Origin of the sequence: Caballeronia glathei, from assembly GCF_000698595.1 — a bacterium.
Lineage (GTDB): Bacteria > Pseudomonadota > Gammaproteobacteria > Burkholderiales > Burkholderiaceae > Caballeronia > Caballeronia glathei.
On record NZ_JFHC01000209.1, the window covers coordinates 1 to 1,793 of the forward strand.

Consider the following 1,793-nt stretch of genomic DNA (forward strand, 5'->3'; position numbering starts at 1 on the left):
TGCCGATCAGAGCGTTTCCGCCAGACCACCCCTTAGCGAGCTTGGTTTTTCACCGCGTGCCGCTCGCCCTCCGTCGTCATAGAATTGTAAATACGGGGGCAACATGAAACATAGAGTGGTAGTTGGGCTGCTGTGCGGCGCGCTGCTTGCCGGCTGCATGTCGACCGGGGTCGAAGTGAGGTCTGAACAGATGTCGAGCTTCAGGCCCGGCGTGACGACGTTTCAAAACGTGACAGCCACGCTTGGCCCGGCGTCGGTTCAGACCGCGCTGGATGACGGCTCGACGCTGCTGGTCTACATGTTCGTGACGTCGAGGCCGCGCCCCGAGAGCTTTCTTCCGTTCATTGGGTCGCTGGTTGGCGGTGCCGACACGCGGTCGTCGGCGACGGTGTTTCTGTTCGATGTGCACGGCATCCTCAAGAGTGCAAGCACCACGACCTCGAACGTCGGCACGGGCCTGAGCGCGGGCTTGAGCAACGACCTGCACAGCGCGCCGGTGCCAGGCGATCAGCCGCCCGTCGTGGGCAAGAGCATTCAGTCGGCCGTCGTGGTCAAGAGCGTTCAGCCGCCCGTCGTTCAGAGCATTGAGCTGCTTCCGGAAGAGGAAGTCCTGCCGGCCGAGGAAAACAGCGCCGAGCCGCCAGTAGAAAAAGAGTGGATGGATGCCGACTAGCATCGCATCGAGCACGTGGGCCGATGAGTCGTACCCCGCTTTGGCGGCGTCGACTGGTCCGCTGACGCCTCGCAGTGCCGGCCCGGGGATTCCCGGCGTTCCCGTGTGTCGCTTACGCTCTGGCTCGCAAGCCGAAGCTAAAGCCGGTGGATGACGAGCAACCGCCTTCGCTTTCGGCGATTGGCATATTCGCGGTTCGTCGGTTGCGACTCCGGTATCTGGCGTAAGTGCAAAATTCGCCGATCTGAGAAGGGGGAAGGGCTCAACGGCCATGAAGCGGCTCTCGCCGGCAACGTCAGTCGGACATTCGGGGGTCGGCTCCGCCCGGCAAAGGTCAACCACCGGGCTGCATTTTGCGAATCGCCTTGTCGCGCGCATGCTGCGAATCGACGATTAAGCGATATGCGACGTAATACTTGTAGATGTTGCGTACGTACGTCGTGGTTTCGATGCCAATCTTCTCCGCGACGACGATTTCGACGTTATTGAACCACTTGTCCCGATCGAGCCCGCGTGCCGCGGCTTCCGTGCGCATCTTTGCAATTTTGGCCGCCCCCGCGTTATAGCTCGCGAACGCAAACATCGCGCGAGTGGTCTCATCGAAGTGCGCGTCGGGAAAGTAGCGTGTCATCAGCCGATCCATGTATTTGGTTCCCGCATGGATGTTCGATTCGGTCACGTCGATGTTGCCGACCGCCATTTCCTTGCCTGTTCCCGGCATCAACTGCATGACACCGACGGCGCCAACGTGACTTCGGGCCGACTGGTTCAACTGCGATTCCTGATAGCCTAAGGCGGCCAGCATCAGAGGGTCGAAGCCATACTGCTTGCCATACTTCTCGAAGAGGGCAAGAGTAGCTTCGAAACGCGTGAGTTCCGCCGCTCCCGAAGCATCCGTGACCTGCTTGATACGCTTCATGAACTGTGCGAGCCGATAGTCGATGACGCCCTGCTTTTTGGCAAACTCGTTATAGAAATCAGTCACCGCAGCCTGCAGTTGAGGGCTGTTCTTCCTGATGGCCCAACCGACATAGCCTTCGCTGCGTACTGCCAGATCCTCCCTGACCCTGATCTGAGGCAGGACTTGCGCCCACAGCTTTGCTTTCCAGTCATCGACCAC

At 60.0% G+C, this 1,793-nt stretch carries 2 protein-coding genes; one reads left to right on the top strand and one right to left on the bottom strand.

Features of this window, described 5'->3' with window-relative positions:
* The first annotated feature begins 157 nt into the window (after positions 1 to 157).
* Positions 158 to 673, top strand: a complete 516-nt coding sequence (locus tag BG61_RS38315; protein ID WP_232256399.1) for a hypothetical protein — start codon at positions 158 to 160, stop codon at positions 671 to 673.
* 334 nt (positions 674 to 1,007) lie between these two features.
* Here the strand turns inward: BG61_RS38315 and BG61_RS38320 are convergent.
* Positions 1,008 to 1,793 (bottom strand): transglycosylase SLT domain-containing protein (locus BG61_RS38320; protein WP_035943571.1); only part of this gene is annotated, 786 nt, incomplete at its 5' end.